This is a genomic window from Mycolicibacterium arenosum (assembly GCF_024320865.1).
Classification (GTDB): Bacteria; Actinomycetota; Actinomycetes; order Mycobacteriales; family Mycobacteriaceae; genus Mycobacterium; species Mycobacterium arenosum.
Map to the genome: position 1 here is coordinate 1 of NZ_JANDBD010000027.1, position 4,522 is coordinate 4,522.

Genomic DNA, 4,522 nt, shown 5'->3' on the forward strand with positions numbered 1-4,522 from the left:
TAAAGGGTGTTCGGCGGTGTCCTACTTTTCCACCCGTAGGGGTAGTATCATCGGCGCTGGTAGGCTTAGCTTCCGGGTTCGGGATGGGTCCGGGCGTTTCCCTGCCGCTGTTGCCGCCGTAACTCTATTTAATTGGGCCCCTGGTGTTTTTTGGTGGTGGGGTGTGGTTGTCCGATTGTGGATTGTGGTTGCGTGCGCGTGGTGCGTCAATACACTCATTTGTTGTGTGTGTAAGTTTTCGGCCGGTTAGTGCCAGTTCCCTTCACCTATTGCTAGGCGTTCAGGTCTGGTCTATCGATCCCGTGGTCTGCGGGGGGCCTTATCCCACTTAATGGGTGAGAAGCCTGGTCTTGGAGGGGGTTTCCCGCTTAGATGCTTTCAGCGGTTATCCTGTCCGAACGTGGCTATCCAGCGGTGCCCCTGGTGGGACAACTGGTAGACCAGAGGTTCGTCCGTCCCGGTCCTCTCGTACTAGGGACAGGTTTCCTCAAGCTTCTGACGCGCGCGGCGGATAGAGACCGAACTGTCTCACGACGTTCTAAACCCAGCTCGCGTGCCGCTTTAATGGGCGAACAGCCCAACCCTTGGGACCTGCTCCAGCCCCAGGATGCGACGAGCCGACATCGAGGTGCCAAACCATCCCGTCGATATGGACTCTTGGGGAAGATCAGCCTGTTATCCCCGGGGTACCTTTTATCCGTTGAGCGACACCCCTTCCACTCGGGGGTGCCGGATCACTAGTCCCGACTTTCGTCCCTGCTCGACATGTACGTCTCGCAGTCAAGCTCCCTTGTGCACTTACACTCAACACCTGATTGCCGTCCAGGTTGAGGGAACCTTTGGGCGCCTCCGTTACGTTTTTGGAGGCAACCGCCCCAGTTAAACTACCCACCAGGCACTGTTCCTGAACCGGATATACGGTTCGAGGTTAGAAGCCCAATACGATCAGAGTGGTATTTCAACAACGACTCCACCCACACTGGCGTGCGGGTTTCACAGTCTCCCACCTATCCTACACAAACCGTACCGAACTCCAATACCAAGTTGTAGTGAAGGTCCCGGGGTCTTTTCGTCCTGCCGCGCGTAACGAGCATCTTTACTCGTAGTGCAATTTCGCCGAGTCTATGGTTGAGACAGTTGAGAAGTCGTTACGCCATTCGTGCAGGTCGGAACTTACCCGACAAGGAATTTCGCTACCTTAGGATGGTTATAGTTACCACCGCCGTTTACTGGGGCTTAAATTCTCAGCTTCACCCCGAGGGGTTAACCGGTCCTCTTAACCTTCCAGCACCGGGCAGGCGTCAGTCCGTATACATCGTCTTGCGACTTCGCACGGACCTGTGTTTTTAGTAAACAGTCGCTTCTCACTGGTTTCTGCGACCCCCTCCCGCTGCCGGCCGCGAGGGCCTTGACGGTGTGGGGGTCCCCCTTCTCCCGAAGTTACGGGGGTATTTTGCCGAGTTCCTTAACCATAGTTCACTCGTACGCCTCGGTATTCTCTACCTGACCACCTGTGTCGGTTTGGGGTACGGGCCGTGTGTGAGCTCGCTAGAGGCTTTTCTCGGCAGCATAGGATCACCGAATTCGCCTCACTCGGCTATGCATCACCTCTCACACATGTGAACAGCGGATTTACCTACTGCTCGTGCTACGGGCTTGCCCCGGTATTACCACTGACCGGTACGGCTACCTTCCTGCGTCACCCCATCGCTTGACTACTACCAGAGAAGGTCCCGCGCAGCCCCGTCGATCCTCACACCCGAAGGTGATCGGTAACAACGGTTTTGGGCGGTTAGTACCTCTGATTCATCATGGGCGCACACACACGGGTACGGGAATATCAACCCGTTGTCCATCGACTACGCCTGTCGGCCTCGCCTTAGGTCCCGACTCACCCTGGGCGGACTGGCCTGGCCCAGGAACCCTTGGTCTTTCGGCGGGCAAGGTTCTCACTTGCCTTATCGCTACTCATGCCTGCATTCTCACTCCCACACCCTCCACCGCCAGATCACTCTGCGGCTTCACCGGATGCAGGACGCTCCCCTACCCAACGAGAACACGTCTCGTTGCCGCGGCTTCGGCGGTGTGCTTGAGCCCCGCTACATTATCGGCGCACAATCACTTGACCAGTGAGCTATTACGCACTCTTTCAAGGGTGGCTGCTTCTAAGCCAACCTCCTGGTTGTCTTCGCGACTGCACATCCTTTTCCACTTAGCACACGCTTAGGGGCCTTAGCCGGCGATCTGGGCTGTTTCCCTCTCGACGCACGGAGCTTATCCCCCGCCGTCTCACTGCCACACTCTTGGACTTGTCGGCATTCGGAGTTTGGCTGACGTCAGTAACCTAGTAGGGCCCATCGGCCATCCAGTAGCTCTACCTCCAACAAGAAACATGTGACGCTGCACCTAAATGCATTTCGGGGAGAACCAGCTATCACGGAGTTTGATTGGCCTTTCACCCCTACCCACAACTCATCCCCTCAGTCTTCAACCTAAGTGGGTTCGGGCCTCCACGACGTCTTACCGTCGCTTCACCCTGGCCATGGGTAGATCACTCCGCTTCGGGTCCAGAACACACCACTACACCAGTCCCTGTGGACTGGATACGCCCTATTCAGACTCGCTTTCGCTGCGGCTACCCCACCCGGGTTAACCTCGCGACATGTCCCTGACTCGCAGGCTCATTCTTCAAAAGGCACGCCATCACCCCACGCGATGCGAGGGCTCTGACGGATTGTAGGCACACGGTTTCAGGTACTCTTTCACTCCCCTCCCGGGGTACTTTTCACCATTCCCTCACGGTACTAATCCGCTATCGGTCATCAGAAGGTATTCAGGCTTACCGGGTGGTCCCGGCAGATTCACAGCAGATTCCACGGGCCCGCTGCTACTCGGGAACACCATCAAGGCAGGCGTCGGGTTTTCACGTACCGGGCTCTCACCGTCTACGGCAGGCCATCCCAGGACCACTTCCGCTAACCACAACGCTTTCTCACTGCCCACCAGGGAGGTAGCCCCGATAAGATGGGTCCCACAACCCCGCACACACAACCCCTACCCGGTATCACATGCATGCGGTTTAGCCATCCTCCGCTTTCGCTCGCCACTACTCACGGAATCACAATTGTTTTCTCTTCCTACGGGTACTGAGATGTTTCACTTCCCCGCGTTACCTCCCGCACCCTATGTATTCAGATACGGGTAACACGACATCACTCGTGCTGGGTTTCCCCATTCGGACATCCTCGGATCCACGCTCGGTTGACAGCTCCCCGAGGCATATCGCAGCCTCCCACGTCCTTCATCGGCCTCTGATGCCAAGGCATCCACCATGCGCCCTTAAACACTTACAACACAAAAACCAAAAAATGAGTTTCATTGAAATTACACCACAACAGAAACACACCAATACCCTCCCGAACCCGAAAGCCCGGAAGACCACTCATGCGACTCTGATGCTCGCAACCACTATCCACGAATCAAACACCACACCCCACCACCAAGCGGGGCGACAACCAACCGACCCCGCCACCGCGGAGCCACCCCCGAAAGGGCACGGGCCTGTTGTCTCAGGACCCAACAGTGTGTCTGGCGGAATCAGTCAACCGGCGTCTTCCCACCGGTAAGCGTCTGCTGCATGTGCACCAGACCCCCACCCACTACAGGTGCGGGGCCATCCAACGATTCGTCTGAATCTCGGTGATCCGCGATGTGCGGGCCGGCCCAGAACTCGTGGTGCTCCTTAGAAAGGAGGTGATCCAGCCGCACCTTCCGGTACGGCTACCTTGTTACGACTTCGTCCCAATCGCCGATCCCACCTTCGACGGCTCCCTCCCACGAGGGGTTAGGCCACCGGCTTCGGGTGTTACCGACTTTCATGACGTGACGGGCGGTGTGTACAAGGCCCGGGAACGTATTCACCGCAGCGTTGCTGATCTGCGATTACTAGCGACTCCGACTTCACGGGGTCGAGTTGCAGACCCCGATCCGAACTGAGACCGGCTTTGAAAGGATTCGCTCCACCTCACGGCATCGCAGCCCTTTGTACCGGCCATTGTAGCATGTGTGAAGCCCTGGACATAAGGGGCATGATGACTTGACGTCATCCCCACCTTCCTCCGAGTTGACCCCGGCAGTCTCTCACGAGTCCCCACCATTACGTGCTGGCAACATGAGACAAGGGTTGCGCTCGTTGCGGGACTTAACCCAACATCTCACGACACGAGCTGACGACAGCCATGCACCACCTGCACACCAACCACAAGGGGGGCCGTATCTCTACGGCTTTCTAGTGCATGTCAAGCCCAGGTAAGGTTCTTCGCGTTGCATCGAATTAATCCACATGCTCCGCCGCTTGTGCGGGCCCCCGTCAATTCCTTTGAGTTTTAGCCTTGCGGCCGTACTCCCCAGGCGGGGTACTTAATGCGTTAGCTACGGCACGGATCCCAAGGAAGGAAACCCACACCTAGTACCCACCGTTTACGGCGTGGACTACCAGGGTATCTAATCCTGTTCGCTCCCC

The 4,522-nt window shown here is 57.1% G+C and carries 3 rRNA genes; all 3 read right to left on the bottom strand.

Annotation, left to right across the window (positions count from 1 at the left end):
* Positions 1-8 precede the first annotated feature (8 nt).
* A 5S ribosomal RNA gene (gene rrf, locus NM203_RS32980) occupies positions 9-121 on the bottom strand.
* Positions 122-226: 105 nt separating this feature from the next.
* Positions 227-3,353 (bottom strand): 23S ribosomal RNA (locus NM203_RS32985).
* Positions 3,354-3,746: 393 nt separating this feature from the next.
* Positions 3,747-4,522 (bottom strand): 16S ribosomal RNA (locus tag NM203_RS32990); the annotation flags it as partial.